At 66.5% G+C, this 16,236-nt stretch carries 19 protein-coding genes; 13 read left to right on the plus strand and 6 right to left on the minus strand.

What is annotated here, in order from left to right; genetic code table 11:
* Positions 1 to 9: 9 nt before the first annotated feature.
* Genes KYN89_RS08745 through flgB form a run of 5 tightly spaced genes read right to left on the minus strand, consistent with a single transcriptional unit; the run spans position 10 to position 2,651 of the window.
* Positions 10 to 750, minus strand: a complete 741-nt coding sequence (locus tag KYN89_RS08745; RefSeq protein ID WP_010234001.1) for a flagellar basal body rod protein FlgF — start codon at positions 748 to 750, stop codon at positions 10 to 12.
* A 4-nt stretch (positions 751 to 754) separates the two neighbouring features.
* Positions 755 to 1,564 carry a flagellar hook-basal body complex protein gene (locus tag KYN89_RS08750; RefSeq protein ID WP_222824697.1) on the minus strand — a complete coding sequence of 270 codons (810 nt, stop codon included), beginning with the start codon at positions 1,562 to 1,564 and terminating at the stop codon, positions 755 to 757.
* Between the two features lie 15 nt (positions 1,565 to 1,579).
* Positions 1,580 to 1,888: a flagellar hook assembly protein FlgD gene (locus KYN89_RS08755; RefSeq protein ID WP_222824698.1), complete on the minus strand. Its 309-nt coding sequence runs from the start codon at positions 1,886 to 1,888 to the stop codon at positions 1,580 to 1,582.
* Positions 1,885 to 2,277: a flagellar basal body rod protein FlgC gene (gene flgC, locus KYN89_RS08760; protein WP_010234009.1), complete on the minus strand. Its 393-nt coding sequence runs from the start codon at positions 2,275 to 2,277 to the stop codon at positions 1,885 to 1,887. Before flgC ends, KYN89_RS08755 begins: the two co-directional genes overlap by 4 nt.
* Before the next feature lie 26 nt (positions 2,278 to 2,303).
* Positions 2,304 to 2,651 carry a flagellar basal body rod protein FlgB gene (flgB, locus tag KYN89_RS08765; RefSeq protein WP_197635367.1) on the minus strand — a complete coding sequence of 116 codons (348 nt, stop codon included), beginning with the start codon at positions 2,649 to 2,651 and terminating at the stop codon, positions 2,304 to 2,306.
* A gap of 182 nt (positions 2,652 to 2,833) precedes the next feature.
* On the opposite strand from flgB, the gene KYN89_RS08770 reads away from it, so the two are divergent.
* From KYN89_RS08770 to KYN89_RS08820, 11 genes are all read left to right on the plus strand, one after another.
* A complete protein-coding gene (locus KYN89_RS08770; RefSeq protein ID WP_248285085.1) occupies positions 2,834 to 3,514 on the plus strand; it encodes a MotA/TolQ/ExbB proton channel family protein in 681 nt (226 codons plus the stop codon).
* Complete coding sequence (locus KYN89_RS08775; RefSeq protein ID WP_222824700.1) at positions 3,511 to 3,945, plus strand: hypothetical protein; 435 nt, start codon at positions 3,511 to 3,513, stop codon at positions 3,943 to 3,945. Before KYN89_RS08770 ends, KYN89_RS08775 begins: the two co-directional genes overlap by 4 nt.
* Before the next feature lie 54 nt (positions 3,946 to 3,999).
* Complete coding sequence (locus tag KYN89_RS08780; RefSeq protein WP_222824701.1) at positions 4,000 to 4,530, plus strand: flagella basal body P-ring formation protein FlgA; 531 nt, start codon at positions 4,000 to 4,002, stop codon at positions 4,528 to 4,530.
* Between the two features lie 164 nt (positions 4,531 to 4,694).
* Positions 4,695 to 4,937 carry a flagellar biosynthesis anti-sigma factor FlgM gene (locus KYN89_RS08785; protein WP_222824702.1) on the plus strand — a complete coding sequence of 81 codons (243 nt, stop codon included), beginning with the start codon at positions 4,695 to 4,697 and terminating at the stop codon, positions 4,935 to 4,937.
* A 10-nt stretch (positions 4,938 to 4,947) separates the two neighbouring features.
* Positions 4,948 to 5,268 (plus strand): hypothetical protein, encoded by a 321-nt coding sequence (locus KYN89_RS08790; RefSeq protein ID WP_226661269.1) that lies wholly within the window; start codon positions 4,948 to 4,950, stop codon positions 5,266 to 5,268.
* Positions 5,269 to 5,416: 148 nt separating this feature from the next.
* Positions 5,417 to 6,262 carry a transglycosylase SLT domain-containing protein gene (locus tag KYN89_RS08795; RefSeq protein WP_222824703.1) on the plus strand — a complete coding sequence of 282 codons (846 nt, stop codon included), beginning with the start codon at positions 5,417 to 5,419 and terminating at the stop codon, positions 6,260 to 6,262.
* Positions 6,259 to 8,394: a flagellar biosynthesis protein FlhA gene (locus tag KYN89_RS08800; RefSeq protein ID WP_222824704.1), complete on the plus strand. Its 2,136-nt coding sequence runs from the start codon at positions 6,259 to 6,261 to the stop codon at positions 8,392 to 8,394. The genes KYN89_RS08795 and KYN89_RS08800 overlap by 4 nt, the downstream gene beginning before the upstream one ends.
* Entirely contained in the window at positions 8,391 to 9,113 is a 723-nt protein-coding gene (locus KYN89_RS08805; protein WP_222824705.1) for a sigma-70 family RNA polymerase sigma factor, read from the plus strand. The genes KYN89_RS08800 and KYN89_RS08805 overlap by 4 nt, the downstream gene beginning before the upstream one ends.
* A 79-nt stretch (positions 9,114 to 9,192) precedes the next feature.
* Positions 9,193 to 9,933 (plus strand): trehalose-phosphatase, encoded by a 741-nt coding sequence (otsB, locus tag KYN89_RS08810; RefSeq protein WP_222824706.1) that lies wholly within the window; start codon positions 9,193 to 9,195, stop codon positions 9,931 to 9,933.
* On the plus strand, positions 9,930 to 11,729 hold the full coding sequence (locus tag KYN89_RS08815) for a glycoside hydrolase family 15 protein (RefSeq protein WP_222824707.1): 1,800 nt from the start codon (positions 9,930 to 9,932) through the stop codon (positions 11,727 to 11,729). Before otsB ends, KYN89_RS08815 begins: the two co-directional genes overlap by 4 nt.
* The gene (locus KYN89_RS08820) at positions 11,726 to 13,111 is read left to right on the plus strand and encodes an alpha,alpha-trehalose-phosphate synthase (UDP-forming) (protein WP_222824708.1); all 1,386 of its coding nucleotides are present in this window, start codon (positions 11,726 to 11,728) and stop codon (positions 13,109 to 13,111) included. The genes KYN89_RS08815 and KYN89_RS08820 overlap by 4 nt, the downstream gene beginning before the upstream one ends.
* A gap of 15 nt (positions 13,112 to 13,126) precedes the next feature.
* On the opposite strand, the gene KYN89_RS08825 is transcribed toward KYN89_RS08820, so the two are convergent.
* Positions 13,127 to 13,798 (minus strand): queuosine precursor transporter, encoded by a 672-nt coding sequence (locus KYN89_RS08825; protein ID WP_222824709.1) that lies wholly within the window; start codon positions 13,796 to 13,798, stop codon positions 13,127 to 13,129.
* A 135-nt stretch (positions 13,799 to 13,933) separates the two neighbouring features.
* On the opposite strand from KYN89_RS08825, the gene KYN89_RS08830 reads away from it, so the two are divergent.
* Together KYN89_RS08830 and KYN89_RS08835 are read left to right on the plus strand one after the other, a co-directional pair.
* On the plus strand, positions 13,934 to 15,247 hold the full coding sequence (locus KYN89_RS08830) for a NupC/NupG family nucleoside CNT transporter (RefSeq protein WP_222824710.1): 1,314 nt from the start codon (positions 13,934 to 13,936) through the stop codon (positions 15,245 to 15,247).
* 10 nt (positions 15,248 to 15,257) lie between these two features.
* Complete coding sequence (locus tag KYN89_RS08835) at positions 15,258 to 16,187, plus strand: isopenicillin N synthase family dioxygenase (RefSeq protein WP_222824711.1); 930 nt, start codon at positions 15,258 to 15,260, stop codon at positions 16,185 to 16,187.
* Positions 16,188 to 16,236 lie beyond the last annotated feature (49 nt).

Consider the following 16,236-nt stretch of genomic DNA (forward strand, 5'->3'; position numbering starts at 1 on the left):
ATCCTCTAGTTAGGTAAGACGCATGAGCTGTGCGCCGCTCTCGTCGAGCTGGCGCGCGGTCGACACGAGTTTGGAGCGCATCGCGAAGAGGCGCTGCTCTTCGATCATCGCGACCAGCACTTCGGTCGGCTTCACATTGGATTGTTCGAGCGCGCCGGAGTGGACCCGCGCCTCCTCATCGAGGGGCAGGATCCCGCCGCCTTCGACCCGGAAAAGCCCGTCGAGCCCCTTGGCGATGGGCGAACCTTCCCAGCTCGCCAGCTTGATCCGGCCGACTTCCGCGGGCGGCGCTTCGGGCGCGTCGGGATCGCTGCGGGTCACCGTGCCGTCTTCAGAAATGGAAATGCGGCCACCCGGCGGGACCGTGATAGGCCCCGTGTCCCCCAACACCGGGTGGCCGTCCCCCGTCACCAGCAGCCCGGTCGCGGAGATCGAGAGGTCTCCGCGGCGCGTATAGGCTTCGGTGCCGTCGTCTGCCTGGACCGCCATCAGCGACTTGGTCGCGATGGCGAGGTCGAGATCGCGGCCGGTCTCGATCACCTCGCCGCCCGTCATGTCCGCACCGGTCACCCGCGCGACCTGCATCGATCGCGCCTCGTTCGGGTGCCCTTCGATGGTCATCGCGCGCTGTTCGATCAGCTCGGCCCGGAACCCCAGCGTATCGGTGTTCGCCATGTTGCTGGCGATCGCCCGCTGGCGGTCCATCGAGGCCTGCATGCCCGAAAGCGCAGTGTAGATCAGGCGGTCCATCGGATCAGGTCCGCAGGTTCATGACGGTCTGCGAAATCTGGGTCGCGGTGTCGATCGCCTTCGCATTGGCCTGGAAATTGCGCTGCGCGGTGATCAGGCCGACCAGTTCCTCGGCAATATCGACGTTCGAGCGCTCCAGCGAGCCTGACAGCAGCGCGCCATACTGGCCGTTGCCCGGTTCGCCGTAGCTGGCGGCGCCGGAAAAGCCGGTCGATTCCCAGTTGGACGAGCCGACGGGCTTGAGGCCGTTGGGGGCCATGAAGGTCGCCAGAGCGACCATCCCCACGGGTTCGTTCGAACCATCGGCGTAGGATGCGCGGATCACTCCGTCGCTGCCCACCGTGACCCCGGCATATTCGGCACCGGCGGCGTTGGTCACCGGAATCTGGACATCCTGCAGCGCGTTCGAGGTCGGCTCGCCATTGGCATCGACCGCGTAGGCCTGCAGACGGTTACCGTCATTGTCGACGATCCCGCCGCTCTCGTTGATCGTGAACGAGCCTGCGCGGGTATACAGCGTGCCGCCGTTCTCGCCGCGCATGGTGAAGAAGCCGTCGCCGGTGATTGCCATGTCGAGCGCGGAGCCGGTCTGTTCGATCGGGCCGAGCGAGAAGTTCTGCGTGATCGCCTCGACCGAGGAGCCGATGCCCTGGATCGTGCGGGGGTTGCTGAGCGCGGACCCGGCGACGATTTCGGCAAATTCGGTGCGCCCGCGCTTGAACCCGTAGGTCTCCGAGTTGGCGATGTTGTGCGCGATCGTGCCGAGCGAGGACTGCGCGTTCTTGAGGCCGTTGAGCGAGGTGTAGAAGGACATGTGAAGGCTCCCTTATTAGGCGTCGTTCGCGGCCGGGCTTGCGCCGTCGACCCCGGTGGCTGCGATCAGCGCGTCGAGCTTCTCGACGATCTTCTCCAGCGTGGTGTTGGTTTCGGCGGTGCCGGCGAGCGAGGAGAACTGCGCCATCTGCGCCAGCATCTCCTTGTTATCGACCGGGTCGAACGGGTCCTGCTGCTGCATCTGCACGGTCAGCAGGCGCAGGAAATCACCCTGGCCCAGCTGGTCCATGGTGCGACCCTGGGTGTTGGTGTTCGATGTGCTCGAGGCGGCGGCCGCGCTCGCAAATGGGTTCACGCTGGTCATTTCATCCTCATCGTTTCCAGCATCAGCTGCTTGGCGGTGGACATGGCTTCGACCATGTTGCTGTACTGGCGCGAGGCTTCGAGCATCTCGATCATCTCGGCGTTCTCATCGACCGGCGCTTCCCACACATCGCCGTTCTCGTCGGCGAGCGGGTGGCCCGGATCGTGGCGACGCACCGGCGCGGTGTCGGAGCGTACGACGCGGTCGACGCGGACCGAGCTGAGCCCGCTCTGCTTGTCGAGTTCCTCGGCAAAGACCGTGCGGATCGGGCGGTAGGCTTCGTCCGCAGAGCCCGCGACGCTGCCCGCATTGGCGAGGTTGGACGCGGCAGCGTTCATCCGGACCATCTGCGCGGACATCGCGCGGTAGCCCATCTGGAACATGCTCATCGGCGCGTTGGTGTTTCCCGGCATGGTCATTCGCCCCTGATCGCGCGGGTCAGCGTTTCGACGCGACCCTTCAGGAAACCGAGCGTGGCGGTGTAGGCGACCGCGTTCTCCGCGAAGGCGGCCTGTTCGGTCCCCATCTCGACGGTGTTGCCGTCGAGGCTGGCCATGGTGGGAATGCGATAGACGGTGGCGCGCTGGGCGGCGCTTTCGCTTTCGCTGCCCGCCAGGCGTGCCTGCAGCGCGGCACCAAAATCGATGTCGCGCGCCTTGTACCCGGGGGTGCCGGCATTGGCGATGTTGGAGCCGAGCACGGCCATGCGTTGCGCACGGACTTCCAGCGCTGCTCCATGGATGCCGAAAAGGCCCTCGTTCATTGCAATCGTCTCCACGCCTTCGTGTGTCGCTCACAGTAAGCAAGGGGCGTGCCAACTTGTGCGAAAGGCGCAGAAACGCGAGGCTTGCCGGGTAGGGCGGCAAGCGATTGCCGGTCGGCGGCAAAAATCGGGCGCTCAACCCTGAAACCGCGCGAAACCCTGCCGTTCTTGTTGCCGTGAACATGATTGCGACATTTCTCGACCACTGGTTCGACCCCGCCTCGCTGGGAATCGTGCTGGGCGGCACTGTGCTGGCGACGGTGCTGCGCTGCGGGCTGGCCGAGACGCGGCTGGCACTGGCGAAGATCGCCGCGCTTGCCGCGCGACCCTTCGATCCCGACCGCGCCCGCGCGCAGATGGCGCGGCAGATCCGCGACATTGCGAAAGAGGGCTTCGTGCGGGCGGAGCCGGTCCGGTTCGGCGATGGCGAGTTCGACCATCTGGCCGACGTGCTGATCAGCCGCCGCTCGATCGACGCGCTGCATTGCGAGCATCAGGAGCAGACGCGCGCCCGCGTCGAGGCGGCGCAAACCGCGGTGCATGTGCTGGGCCAGGCGGCGGAGCTGGCGCCCGTGCTGGGCCTCGCGGGCACGCTGGTTGCGCTGGGCACGATGACGCCGGATGGGACCGCTGGCGGGATGACCGGCGCGATCGCGATGGCGGTGGTCACTACGCTCTACGGCATTGCCGCCGCGAACTTCCTGTTCAGCCCGCTTGCCGCCGCGATCGAGCGCCGCTCCGCGCGGGAGGAACGCGACCGTCAGGCGGTGCTCGACTGGCTCGAAAACGGGGTTCGCGCGGCGGCCCCGCGACCGGTCGCCGATCCATCCGCCGGGCGGCGCATCTTGCGGGAAGTGGTGTGAGCATTCGCGGTCTCACCGGCTGGCAGACCTCGCTGGCGGATCTCTCGCTGATCCTGTTCGCGGTGGTCGCCGCGTCCTATCGCGGGGACCCGGCAGAGGAGGCTGTGCCGAGGCCCGAGGAGGTCGAGCAGGCGCTCGACGTCGCGCTCGGTCAGCCGATGGCGGTGTTCCGACCGGGTGGCGATGCCGATCTGACCCGCTGGCTCTCCGCGCAAGAGCTGGACGAGGGCGCGCTCGCGACGGTGATCGTGCGCCACCGGCCCGGCAGTGCGGCGCGTGGGGCGAGCGAGGCCGCGCGCCTCGCGGATGAGATCGAGCGGGCGGGCCATCATGCGCGGCTGGTGGTCGAAACCTCCGCTGCGCCGGAAACGCTGGTGACGATCGCCCACGACCGGCCTGATTATGGCACGCAAATTGCAGATACGCGGTGAATAGAGGTGGGCGCGTCGCCCGCCGCGACACGCCAGACCCGGAGCACTGCGATCATGCCCAAGCTTTCCCCCCTGTTTGCTGGCGGCCTGCTGGCCGCAATCGCTGCCGCATCCCCGGCCATCGCCAGCGGGCCGATGGACCCGGCGGCGATCGACCGTGCGGTGATGGAATTCACCGGCGCCGGGATCGGCCAGCCGGGCGGCGCGCGCCTGCCCGTCGATCGGCGGATGCGTCTGAATGCCTGTGGCACGCCGCTGCAGCTCGAATGGTTCGGCAAGAACCGCGACAGCGTGCAGGTGCTGTGCCCCGATGCGGGGTGGCGGATCTACGTGGCGGTATCGCAGGGGGCGCAGCAGGCCGCGCTGGCCGATCAGCCGGGCAGCGGAGAGATCGTGGTCAGTCGGGGCGAGACCGTGGCGATCGTAGTCGAGGGCGGTGGCTTCTCGCTCTCGCGCCAGGCGGTCGCGCTGGAAGAGGGCGCGATCGGATCGTGGATCAAGGTCCGCCCGGCGCAGGACAGGAAGGCCGAACCGCTGCGCGCGCAGGTCGTCCGCCCCGGCCAGGTCGCGGTCCGCCTGCGCTGAAATGCGTGCGTTTTGAGCACGGTGAGAAAAAAGTTTCGCGGCCCTTAAAGCCATTGCGCAGGTGCCGTTCTAGGGTGTGAAGCGACCGTTCCATCGAACGGCCATGAGGAAGGACACAAGCAATGCGAGATTTCGGATTGCCGAACATCGGAGGACCAGCTGGCTTGCGCCGCGGCGTCGCGCCGGTCGAGCGCGTGTCCGCTCCGCAAAAGACGGCCGATCAGGCGGCCAGCACGCAGGGTATGAGCGCGGTTTCGATGCCGGACGCGGGCGACAGCGCTCCGGTCGACAGCGATCGCGTGGCACGGATTCGCGGCGCGATCGAAAGCGGTGCCTATCCGCTGGTCCCGACCGAGATTGCCGAGGGCATCATCGCCTCCGGCCTGTTCCAGAATAGCGGCGAGTAAGAGACCCGGGATGACGACGCGTACTGCCTTGCGGCAAATGCTTGCCCTCCTCGAAGGCGAGCGGCAGGCTCTTGCCGCCCTCGATATCGACCGGATCAACAATTGTTCGAACGACAAGATGAATCTCTGCGCGCGGCTCGATGAAGTGCGCCCGGAAGATCTGGACGAGGAATGTCTCGGCCTGCTCGACGCGGTGCGCCGGCTGAACACGATCAACCGCCGTCTGCGCAACCTTATTGCCACCAATGTCCAGGCGCGGATCGACGCGATGGCGGGCGTTGCGGGCACCTATAATGGCGGGATCGAGCGCCCCGCCGGGCTGTCTTACTGACTCAGGGGCTGCCGCCCGGACCTTAACTGGCACGAAGATTGCTTAGTACCTTCGGAAGTTCAGTTCCGGAGGTCCAGTGCCCACCGCAAGTCCAGTACCTGCCGCAAGCCCCGCGCAAGCGCCTGCCGCTCCGACACGCTCGGCGGACGTGCGAACCGCGATTGCGCGTGCATCCGAGAAGACCGGGGTCGATTTCGATTACCTGCTGGCGCAGGCGCGGCTCGAATCCGGATTGGACCCTGATGCCAAGGCGCGCACCTCCAGCGCCACGGGCCTGTACCAGTTCATCGATTCCACCTGGTTGCGCACGATGGACCGGCACGGCTCCAAATACGGTTATGCCTGGGCCAGCGACCGGATCGACCCGCGCGGCGGCGTGTCCGATGCGGGCACCCGCGCACAGCTGCTCTCGCTGCGTTACGATGCTGATACCTCCGCGCTGATGGCGGCCGAGCTGGCGCGCGAGAATACCGACGGCCTGCGCGGCGTGCTGGGCCGCGAGCCCGAACCTGCCGAGCTCTATCTCGCCCACTTCCTCGGCCTCGGCGGGGCGCAGACCTTCCTCAACGCCTATCGCACCGATGCGGGCCAGTCGGCCCCGGCACTGATGCCCAAGGCCGCCGCCGCCAACCGCCCGATCTTCTACGACCGGGGCCGTCCGCGCTCGGTCGCCGAGGTGATGAGCCTGCTGCAGACCAAGGTCGCCAACGCGATGGACCAGGGCGGCGCGATGCCGTTCACACCCGGCACCGTCCCCGCGACCGGCGGCCTGTCGCAGGAATTCGCCCAGGCGCGCTACGCCAGCACCGCGATGATGCCGGGGCGCAGCGCGCGCGCGGTGGCGATCGCCGCAACCGATGGCCCACAGACGCGCCCGTCCATGGCGGAGACGTTGCGCTCCACCTTCAGGGGCAGTGATTCGGGCGGTGTGGGCGGACGCGCGCGTGCCCGGATCGATGAAGCCTACTCCAAATTCGCGGCGCTCGGCCTGTGAAGCTGCCTGGCTTCATCTCGCCCGCGCTCGCGCTTCCCGCCGGGATTCTCGCGATCATCCTGCTGATGGTCGTGCCGATCCCGTCGCTGATGCTCGACCTGTTTTTCGTGCTCAATATCGCGCTGTCGGTCTCGATCCTGATGGCGGCGATGAATGCGCAAAAGCCGCTCGACTTCTCGTCCTTCCCCTCGGTCCTGCTGTTTGCCACGCTGATGCGCCTCGCATTGAACGTCGCATCGACCCGCATCGTGCTGCTCAACGGGCACGAGGGCGGCGCGGCGGCGGGCAAGGTGATCGAGGCCTTCGGCGAATTCCTGATCGGCGGCAATTTCGCGGTCGGGCTGATCGTGTTCATCATCCTGACCATCATCAACATGGTGGTGGTGACCAAGGGCGCGGGCCGCGTGTCCGAAGTGACCGCGCGCTTCACCCTCGACGCCCTGCCGGGCAAGCAGATGGCGATCGACGCCGATCTCGCCGCCGGGCTGATGACCGCCGAGGAAGCCAAGGCCCGCCGCCGCGAAATCGCGACCGAGGCCGATTTCTACGGCTCGATGGATGGTGCCAGCAAGTTTGTGAAGGGCGATGCGATCGCCGCGCTGCTGATCCTGTTCGTCAACGTCATCGCCGGCCTGGTGCTGGGCATGGCGAGCCACGGGCTGAGCGCGGGCGAGGCCGGATCGCTCTACGTCACGCTGGCGGTGGGCGATGCGCTGGTCGCATCGATCCCCGCGCTGCTGCTGTCGATCGCCGCCGCGGTGATCGTCACCCGCGTGTCCGACACCCGCGACCTGACCGGCCAGATCGGCGGCCAGCTGGCCGATTCCAAGATCTGGCTGCCGGTCGGCGTGATCCTGGGCGCGATCGGTTGCATTCCTGCGATGCCGCAGATGATCTTCCTGCCGCTGGCGGGAGGCGCGCTGCTGCTGTGGCGCGGGCTCAAGAAGCGCGAGATCGCCGCGGCGATCATCGTTCCCGAGCCCGAGGAAAAGCCCGATCCCTCGCGGATCACCATTGGCGAGGTGTCGGACCAGACGCTGGTCACGATCCAGCTCGGCTACGGCCTCGTCCAGCTGGCCGACGACAGGAAAGGCGCGCCGCTGGTCGCCCGCCTCACGGGCCTGCGCAAGCAGATGTGCCAGGCCTTCGGTTTCGTCGTCCCGCAGTTCCGCATCGCCGACAGCTTCGACATCGCGCCCGACCAGTACCGGATTATGCTCGGCGGAGCGCCGGTCGGTTCGGGCACGCTGCGCAGCGGCAAGCTGCTCGCGATCGACACCGGCGAGGTGCTCGATTCGCATGTCCTCGCAGGCGAACCCACCAAGGACCCGAGCTTCGGCTGCGATGCCAAGTGGATCGATGAGGGTTCGCGCGATCTCGCGGTGGCCGAAGGTTATCTGGTGGTCGACCCGGAAAGCGTCATCGCCACGCAGGTCCACCAGCTGCTGGCAGGCCGCGCGGCCGAGCTGCTGGGGCCGGACCAGGTGCGCGAACTGCTCGACCTGCTGCGCGAACGCCATGCGCAGCTGATCGACACGATCACTCCGCAGCCGCTCTCGCTCGCTGCGATCACCGCGGTCCTCAAGGCGCTGCTGGCGGACGGCATCTCGCTCACCCATTCGGTGCGCGTGTTCTCCAGCCTGTCGCAGGCCGCGCAGCGGACGAACGACCCGGCGCAGATCGTCGAGCTGATGCGCGCGGATCTCGGCTCGATGCTGGTCGGCACGATCTGCGGCCCGGACGAGCGTCTGCCCGTGCTGACCCTCGCCGCGCGGCTGGAGGAGATGGTCGTGGGCGGAATGCAGGACCCGACCACGGGCGAGATCGTGATCGAGCCCGATCTCGCCCGCTCGATCGGCGAGCGGATTTCGGCGCTGCTCAATTCCCGCCCGCAAGGCGCGCTGACCCCGGCCCTGGTGGTCCAGCCGCGCGCCCGCCGCGCGCTCGCCAGCCTGCTCAAGCTGCGTGCGCCGGGGCTGCTGGTCCTCTCGATCAACGAACTGCCTGCTGCGCAGCCGATCGAGGTGATCGCCGTCATCGGTGACGATGCCGAGGCGGCACCGCAGCAGCCGCAATTGCCGCCGCCCGACCAGACCCAGCACATGCAGCCGCAAGAGGCACTTGCCGCATGAAGCACGACCAAGCCCTTTTCGCCGTCCGCCATGCCTATAGCTCCACCGTGCAGGAGAAGGTGACGCAGTTCCTCCCGCTCGTGCGCAAGCTCGCGTGGTATTACGAGGGGCATGGCAGCGCGACGGTCGACGTCGACGACCTGATGCAGGTCGGGATGATGGCGCTGACCGAGGCTGCGCAGCGCCACGACCGGCCGAGCGACGATGGCTTTGCCGCCTATGCCAAGATGCGCGTGCGCGGCGCGATGGTCGACCTGCTGCGCGGCCAGTCGCACCGCCCGCGCAGTGCCGCGGCATGGACCCGCAAGCGCGATGTCGCCGAACAGACATTGCGGACCGAGCTGGGTCGCGCGCCCAATGCGGCGGAAATGGCGCAGGCGATGGAAATGCCGCTCGACCGCTACGAATCGATGCGCCTTGCCGCCTCGACCAGCGCGACCTCGATCGACGAGTGCTATTCGGACAGCGATACCGCCTTCAGCGACCACCGGCCCGATCCCGAAGCCAACCTGCTTGCCAGCGAGGATAGCGGCGTGCTCGCGCAGGCGATCGGCGCTCTGCCCGAACGCCTGCAGCTGGTTCTCAAGCTCTATTTCATCGAGGAACTAAACCTCAACGAGATCGCCGCCGTGCTCGGCGTCAGTGTGCCGCGCGTCCACCAGCTGAAGGCCGATGCGCTGAAGAAAGCGCGGTTGGCGATGGTTTCTCAGGTCGAATAGCCGCGCGCCCGGGTGCGTTAGGGGGCCTTCGGGACGAACAGTTTGCACTGCAGCATTGGTTGCCCCTATGTCTGTGGGCATGGCCGCAGCCGATCTCGCCCCGCCTCCGGATCTGACAGCGATTTCCAGCCCGGCGCTGTTTCTCGACTTCGACGGCACGCTGGTCGAACTGGCCGATAGCCCCGATGCGATCGACGTACCCGGGCATCTGGCCTCCGCGCTCGAACGCAAGGCGAGGGAGCTGGACGGGCGGCTGGCGCTGGTCTCGGGCCGCCATATCGCCGATCTGCGCAAATACCTGCCGCACTGCGCGATCGTGATGAGCGGCTCGCACGGGGCCGAGGTGACGAGCCCGGACGGCTCGCCGGTCAGCGAACACGCGCCGCCCTCGCTCCATGACGAAGCATGGGATGCGGCCCGCGCATTCGAGCGCTCCACCCACGGCCTGCTGCTGGAGCGCAAGACGCTGGGGCTGGGGCTGCACTATCGCGACTGCCCCGATCGAAGGGACGATATCCGCGCCTTCGCGCAGGACCTTGCGCGCCAGCACGGCCTGCATGTGCGCGAGGGGAAGATGGTGGTCGAACTGGCGACCACGGATAGCGACAAGGGCGTCGGTCTGCGGGCGATCATGGGCGATCCGCCGTTTGCAGGAGGCACCCCTGTCTTCCTCGGCGACGATACCACCGATGAAGACGGGTTTCGCGCCGCGCAGGAACTAGGCGGGTTCGGTGTGCTTGTGGGAGAACCACGAGAAACCGCCGCCCGATATCGTCTGCCGGGCGTCGAGGCGGTGCACCAATGGCTGGAGCTTGCATGATACAAACACCTACCCACAGTTCGCTCGAACTCTGGCCGGTCGGCAATTGCCAGGTCACCGGATTGATCGACGAGACTGGCGGACTGGTGTGGGGATGCGTGCCGCGGGTCGATGGCGACCCGGTGTTCTGCGCGCTGCTCAATGGAGAGCGGCAGCACGAGGGCGTGTGGCGGATCGAGCTCGAAGGCTTTGCCAGATCGACCCAGCAGTACCAGCGCAACACGGCGGTGCTGAAGACCCGGCTCGAGGCGGAAGACGGCAGCGCGATCGAGATCATCGATTTCGCCCCGCGGTTTCGCCGCTCGGGCCGGATGTACCGCCCGGTCGCCTTCGTGCGGATCGTGCGGCCCGTGGCGGGCACGCCGCGCATCACGGTCAACTGCACGCCGATGAAGAACTATGGCGAGGCAGTCGCCGAGACCACCAACGGCACCAATCACGTCCGCTATCTGGTCGGCCAGCAGGCGCTGCGCATGACCACCGATGCGCCGGTCGGCTACGTGCTCGAAAAGCGCACGTTCCGGCTGGAGAGCGACCTGCACTTCTTCCTCGGCCCGGACGAGCCGTTCGGCGGCAATGTCGGGCGTGAGACGGAGACCATGCTTGAGCTGACCGACCATTATTGGCGCCACTGGGTCCGCGGGCTGGCGACGCCGATGGAATGGCAGGAGGCGGTTATCCGCGCCGCGATCACGCTGAAGATCTGCCAGCACGAGGAAACCGGCGCTATCGTCGCCGCGCTGACCACGTCCATTCCCGAAGCGCCGGGCAGCGAGCGCAACTGGGACTATCGCTACTGCTGGATTCGCGATGCCTATTATACCGTGCAGGCGCTCAATCGCCTCGGCGCGCTCGACGTGCTGGAGAAGTACCTCGCTTACCTGCGCAACATCGTCGACAATGCGAAAGGCGGCGCGGTCCAGCCGCTCTATTCGGTGATGGGCGAGCCCGAGCTGACCGAGAGCTTCGCGCAGCATCTGGCGGGCTATCGCGGCATGGGCCCGGTCCGCAAAGGCAATGCCGCCTTCAGCCAGGTTCAGCACGACGCCTATGGCCAGATCGTGCTGCCCACGGTGCAGGCCTTCTTCGACCAGCGCCTCTATCGCCTGGCGGGAGAGGCGGATTTCGACAGCCTCGAGCAGGTCGGCGAGATGGCGTGGAAGATGCACGACCAGCCCGATGCAGGCCTGTGGGAGTTCCGCACCCGGCAGGAGGTCCACACCTATTCGGTGCTGATGAGCTGGGCCGCATGCGGGCGCATCGCGACCGTCGCAGAACGGCTCGGATTGATCGACAAGTGTGAATTCTGGCGCGACCGGGCAGCGAAAATCCGCGCGCGCATCGAGGAAGATGCCTGGCACGAGGAAGGGCAGCACTACGCCTCCGCGCTGGGAGGCAGTCATCTCGATGCGAGCCTGCTGCAGATGATCGACCTCGGCTTCCTCAAGCCAGAGGACGAACGTTTTCAGAAGACCTTCGCCGCGATCGAGAAGGGGCTGCGACGTGGCGAGCACATGCTGCGCTACGATGCGGAGGACGATTTCGGCCTGCCCGAGACCGCGTTCAACATCTGCACCTTCTGGCTGATGGAAGCGCTCCACCTGGCAGGCCGCGAAACCGAGGCGCGGGCGCTGTTCGAAACCATGCTGTCACACCGAACCAGGTCGGGCCTGCTTTCCGAAGACCTCGATTTTAACAATGGAGAACTTTGGGGCAACTTCCCCCAGACATACTCTCTGGTGGGTATCATCAACTGTGCCACCCTTCTTTCCAGACCATGGAGCTTCATAAGATGAGCCGCCTGATCGTCGTCTCGAACCGAGTATCCGTACCCAAGGCGCGGGGCGCCGCCGGATCTCAGGGCGGGCTGGCGGTCGCGCTGGGATCGGCGCTGCGCGAGAGACGCGGGATCTGGTTCGGCTGGTCCGGCAAGGAAACCCAGACCTTCTCCGGCCATCTCGACATGCAGAAGAACCACGGGGTGACCACCGCGACGATCGACCTCGAACCGCAGGACGTCGACGAATATTACAACGGCTACGCCAATCGTACGCTGTGGCCGCTGTTCCACTACCGGATCGATCTGGCCGAATACGAATCCGGCTTCGGAAAGGGGTACGAGCGGGTCAACCAGCGCTTCGCCGACAGTCTTGGCCCGCTGATCGATCCCGAAGACACCGTGTGGGTGCACGACTATCACCTGATCCCGCTGGGCGAGCGGCTGCGCACGCGAGGCAACAAGAACCGGATCGGGTTTTTCCTCCATATCCCCTGGCCGCCCCGCAATCTTCTGGTCGCGCTGCCGTTCCACGAGCGGCTGGTGCGCACCATGCTGGCCTACGACCTGATCGGGTTTCAGGACGAGGAATCGGTCGACAGCTTCCTCGGCTATTGCCGCAAGGAATTGCAGGCGGAGGTTTCCGAAGATGGCACGGTGACCTTCGACGGACGATCGGTGAAGGTCGCCGCTTTCCCGATCGGGCTCGACTACGACGAATTTCTTGAAGGCGGGCAGACCGGCGATGCGCGGCAGGCGGAGCAGCGAATGCGCTCGAGCTCGCGCTATCGCAAGGTCATCATCGGGGTCGACCGGCTGGACTATTCCAAGGGCCTGCCCGAACGCTTCGATGCGCTGGGGCGCTTCTTCGATACCTATCCCGAGCGGGTGAAGGAGACGCTCTACGTTCAGGTCGCGCCGCCCTCGCGCCAGGATGTCGCCAGCTATCAGAAAATCCGCAACACGCTCGAACAGAAGGCGGGGCAGATAAACGGCGAGCGGTCGGAGGTCGACATGGTCCCGATCCGCTACGTCAACCGCGGCTATTCGCGGCAGGAACTGTTCGGCATCTACCGTTCCGCCCATGTCGGGCTGGTCACGCCTCTGCGCGACGGGATGAATCTGGTGGCGAAGGAATACATCGCCGCGCAGGACCCGGAGGACCCCGGCGTGCTCGTCCTGTCCCGCTTTGCGGGCGCGGCCGAGCAGCTCGAGCTCGATGGAGAGGGCGCGCTGATGATCAATCCCTACAGCATGGAAGAAACCAGCGAGGCGATCCGCACCGCGATCGACATGCCGCTCGAAGAGCGCAAAGCGCGCTGGGAAAAGCTCAACGAGGTGGTCAAGACCGCCAATGTCGAGCGCTGGCGCGAGAATTTCGTCGAGGCGCTGGGCGCCTGACCCGACGCAGCTGCGTCAGCCCTCTCTGGCGAAGCGGACCAGCACCCAGATGATCAGCGGCACCAGCACGAAGCTGAGCACGACCTTGGCAATCGCCTGACCGATCAGCAGCGGCACGATGTCGAACTGGCCGTAGAACGCGACTGTGATGAAGATCAGCGTGTCGACCGCCTGGCTGACCGCCGAGGCAAGCCCGCCGCGCAGCATCATCCAGAAGCCGCCGCCCCCATTCTCATTGGCTCCGTCGCCGCGCAGTTTCTCGAACAGCCAGACGTTGAGCAGCAGCGAGACGCCATAGGCGATCGGACCGGCGATCATGATTCGCCCGGTCTGGCTGAGCACGGTTTCGAAGGCTGCGAGGTTTTCCGGCGGCATCTGCGGGCTGGGCGGAAAGGCGAGGACCAGCTGGATCAGCAGGATCGACAGGCCGAGCGGGGCGAATCCCCATAGCACCAGCCGGTTCGCCATGCCGCGCCCGTAAAGTTGGGAAATCGCGCTGGAAATCGCGACCAGCATCAGGAACGCGAAAATCCCCGACTCGACCGCCAGCGTGGTGAAGCCCAGCGGCAGCGCGATCTGCTTGAAGCCGAGCACGCCCGCCAGCACCGTCATCCCGCCGTAAAGCAGCGCATAGACGAAAAGCGGGCGGGGAATCGCCGGGGCCGGCGCAGGTGCTGTGTGATCCATCCGCCTCCGCTTATGATCGGCGCGGGCAAAAGAAAAGGGATGACGGCGGGAACCTGTTGTCACCGCACGAATTGACTACCTCCGCCGAACAGGCGAAGGGGCGACTTCTTCCCGCAGACGACCCGAAAGCCAAATATGCCGCCAGTGCTTGCCAGCCTGCTTGGGATCGTTGCGATCCTTGCCTTCGCCTTCCTGCTCTCCAACGCCAAACGCAAGATCCGGTTGCGGGTCGTCGTCTCGGCCTTTGCGCTGCAGGCACTGCTGGCCTTTCTGATCCTGCGAACCTCGGGCGGGCGGATGGTGATCCGCGAGATGAGCGCCGGGGTTGCCGCGCTGCTTTCCTACGCCGATGCGGGTACCGCCTTCCTGTTCGGGGCGGACAACCCGCTGCAGAACACCTTTGCGCTGGGCGCGCTGCCGGTGATCGTGTTCTTCGCCGCGCTGGTTTCGATCCTCTATCACCTCGGCATCATGCAGGTGGTCGTGCGCTGGCTGGGCGGGGCGATCGGCTTCCTCACCGGGATCAGCAAGGTCGAGGCGCTGGGTTCGGCGGCCAACATCTTCGTCGGCCAGTCGGAAAGCCCGCTGGTGGTGCGGCCCTATCTCGCCGCGCTCGCCCCCAGTCGGCTGTTCACGCTGATGACCGTGGGCATGGCGGGCGTCGCGGGCACCATCCTCGCCGCCTATGCCGGGCTGCTGGGCAACGAATACCTGCCCTTCCTGCTCGCCGCCGCCTTCATGTCCGCGCCCGGCGGCATCCTGATGGCCAAGATCATCATGCCCGATGTCGACGAAGCCTCGCCCGAGGCCGAAGGCGAGCTGAACCTGCCGCGCGGCCGGATCAGCGCCGAAGGGCCCGCCGCCATTACCGAGCGACGCGAGACGCACGAGGTGGAGGCCACCGACACCTTCGAGGAAGGCGAGCGGCCCGCCAACGTGATCGAGGCTGCGGCCCAGGGTGCGCAGACCGGGGTCAAGCTGGCGGTCGCGGTCGGCGCGATGCTGCTGGCGTTCGTGGCGCTGGTCGCGCTGGCCAACGGCGTGCTTGGCTGGGTCGGCATGTGGTTCGGCTATCCCGACCTCTCGTTCCAGCAGCTGCTCGGCTACATCTTTGCGCCGATCATGTTCCTGATCGGCGTGCCGTGGGAAGACGCGGGCGTCGCAGGTGGCCTGTTCGGCACCAAGATCGTGCTTAACGAATTCGTCGCCTTCATCGACCTCGGCCAGATCGGTGCCGCCGATATTTCGGAGCGGACCCGCGCGATCATCACCTTCGCGCTGTGCGGCTTCGCCAATTTCAGCTCGATCGCGATCCAGATGGCGGTGACCGGCGGGCTGGCGCCCAACCAGCGGCCGGTGATCGCCAAACTCGGCGTGCGCGCCCTGCTTGCCGGGTCACTCGCCAATTTGATGAGCGCGGCGCTGGCCGGGCTCTTCCTGCCCGCCTAGAAGGTTACCAATGTCGACTATCGCATCCGTCTCGCTCGACCGTCCGCTCGAAGACATCGCCCGCGATCTGGGCGAGAGCTTCGCCGAATATGGTTTCGCCATCGTGCGAGATCATGGCGTGCCGGACGATTTGATCGCCCGCGCCGAAGAGGCGAGCCGCGCCTTCTTCGCCCTGCCGGAAGAGACCAAGCGCTCCTACAAGATCGAAGGGATCGGAGGCGCGCGCGGCTACACTCCGTTCGGCCAGGAACAGGCCAAGGATGCCGAGGTCTTCGACCTCAAGGAATTCTGGCACGTCGGCCGCGATCTGCCTGCCGACCACCCACTGGCCCAGTTCATGGAGCCCAATGTGTGGCCCGCCGAGGTGCCCGAGTACGAGGCGACCATGCGCGAGCTTTACCTCGCGCTGGAGGCGAGCGGGCGGCGCGTGCTCTCCGCGATCGCGATCCACTTGGGTGAAGACCCGCGCTTCTTCGATCCCGCGATAGAGGATGGCAATTCGGTCCTGCGCCTGCTGCGCTATCCGCCACTGCCCGAGGATGCACCCGATGGCGCGATCCGCGCGGCGCCGCACGGCGATATCAACGCGATCACCATGCTGCTGGGCGCGGAAGAGGCAGGGCTGGAACTGCTGACCAAGAAGGGCGAGTGGCTCGCGGTCAGCCCCCCGGCGGGCGCGCTGGCGGTCAATATCGGCGATATGCTGGAACGGCTGACCAATGGCCGCCTGCGCTCGACCACGCACCGGGTGGTCAATCCGCGCGGCGATGCGGTGCGCAGGGCGCGCTATTCGATGCCCTTCTTCCTCCACTTCCGCCCGGACTACCTGATCGATCCGCTGCCCTCGTGCATCGCGCAGGGGGAGGAGGCGTCCGCGCCGGAACCGATTCTGGCGCATGATTTCCTGATGCAGCGTCTGCGCGAGATCAAACTGGCCTGAAATCGGCGTTTCGCGGGCGTCATAATGTGACAATCACATTAATCTCCCG

This window comes from Alteriqipengyuania abyssalis (assembly GCF_019857185.1).
Classification (GTDB): domain Bacteria; phylum Pseudomonadota; class Alphaproteobacteria; order Sphingomonadales; family Sphingomonadaceae; genus Alteriqipengyuania; species Alteriqipengyuania abyssalis.

Excerpts from the sequence above, each read along its gene's own strand:
- KYN89_RS08745 (WP_010234001.1), bottom strand. The coding sequence starts at position 750 with ATGGACCGCCTGATCTACACTGCGCTTTCGGGCATGCAGGCCTCGATG.
- KYN89_RS08750 (WP_222824697.1), bottom strand. The coding sequence starts at position 1,564 with ATGTCCTTCTACACCTCGCTCAACGGCCTCAAGAACGCGCAGTCCTCG.
- KYN89_RS08755 (WP_222824698.1), bottom strand. The coding sequence starts at position 1,888 with ATGACCAGCGTGAACCCATTTGCGAGCGCGGCCGCCGCCTCGAGCACA.
- flgC (WP_010234009.1), bottom strand. The coding sequence starts at position 2,277 with ATGAGCATGTTCCAGATGGGCTACCGCGCGATGTCCGCGCAGATGGTC.
- flgB (WP_197635367.1), bottom strand. The coding sequence starts at position 2,651 with ATGAACGAGGGCCTTTTCGGCATCCATGGAGCAGCGCTGGAAGTCCGT.
- KYN89_RS08770 (WP_248285085.1), top strand. The coding sequence starts at position 2,834 with ATGATTGCGACATTTCTCGACCACTGGTTCGACCCCGCCTCGCTGGGA.
- KYN89_RS08780 (WP_222824701.1), top strand. The coding sequence starts at position 4,000 with ATGCCCAAGCTTTCCCCCCTGTTTGCTGGCGGCCTGCTGGCCGCAATC.
- KYN89_RS08790 (WP_226661269.1), top strand. The coding sequence starts at position 4,948 with ATGACGACGCGTACTGCCTTGCGGCAAATGCTTGCCCTCCTCGAAGGC.
- KYN89_RS08805 (WP_222824705.1), top strand. The coding sequence starts at position 8,391 with ATGAAGCACGACCAAGCCCTTTTCGCCGTCCGCCATGCCTATAGCTCC.
- otsB (WP_222824706.1), top strand. The coding sequence starts at position 9,193 with ATGGCCGCAGCCGATCTCGCCCCGCCTCCGGATCTGACAGCGATTTCC.
- KYN89_RS08815 (WP_222824707.1), top strand. The coding sequence starts at position 9,930 with ATGATACAAACACCTACCCACAGTTCGCTCGAACTCTGGCCGGTCGGC.
- KYN89_RS08820 (WP_222824708.1), top strand. The coding sequence starts at position 11,726 with ATGAGCCGCCTGATCGTCGTCTCGAACCGAGTATCCGTACCCAAGGCG.
- KYN89_RS08825 (WP_222824709.1), bottom strand. The coding sequence starts at position 13,798 with ATGGATCACACAGCACCTGCGCCGGCCCCGGCGATTCCCCGCCCGCTT.
- KYN89_RS08830 (WP_222824710.1), top strand. The coding sequence starts at position 13,934 with ATGCCGCCAGTGCTTGCCAGCCTGCTTGGGATCGTTGCGATCCTTGCC.
- KYN89_RS08835 (WP_222824711.1), top strand. The coding sequence starts at position 15,258 with ATGTCGACTATCGCATCCGTCTCGCTCGACCGTCCGCTCGAAGACATC.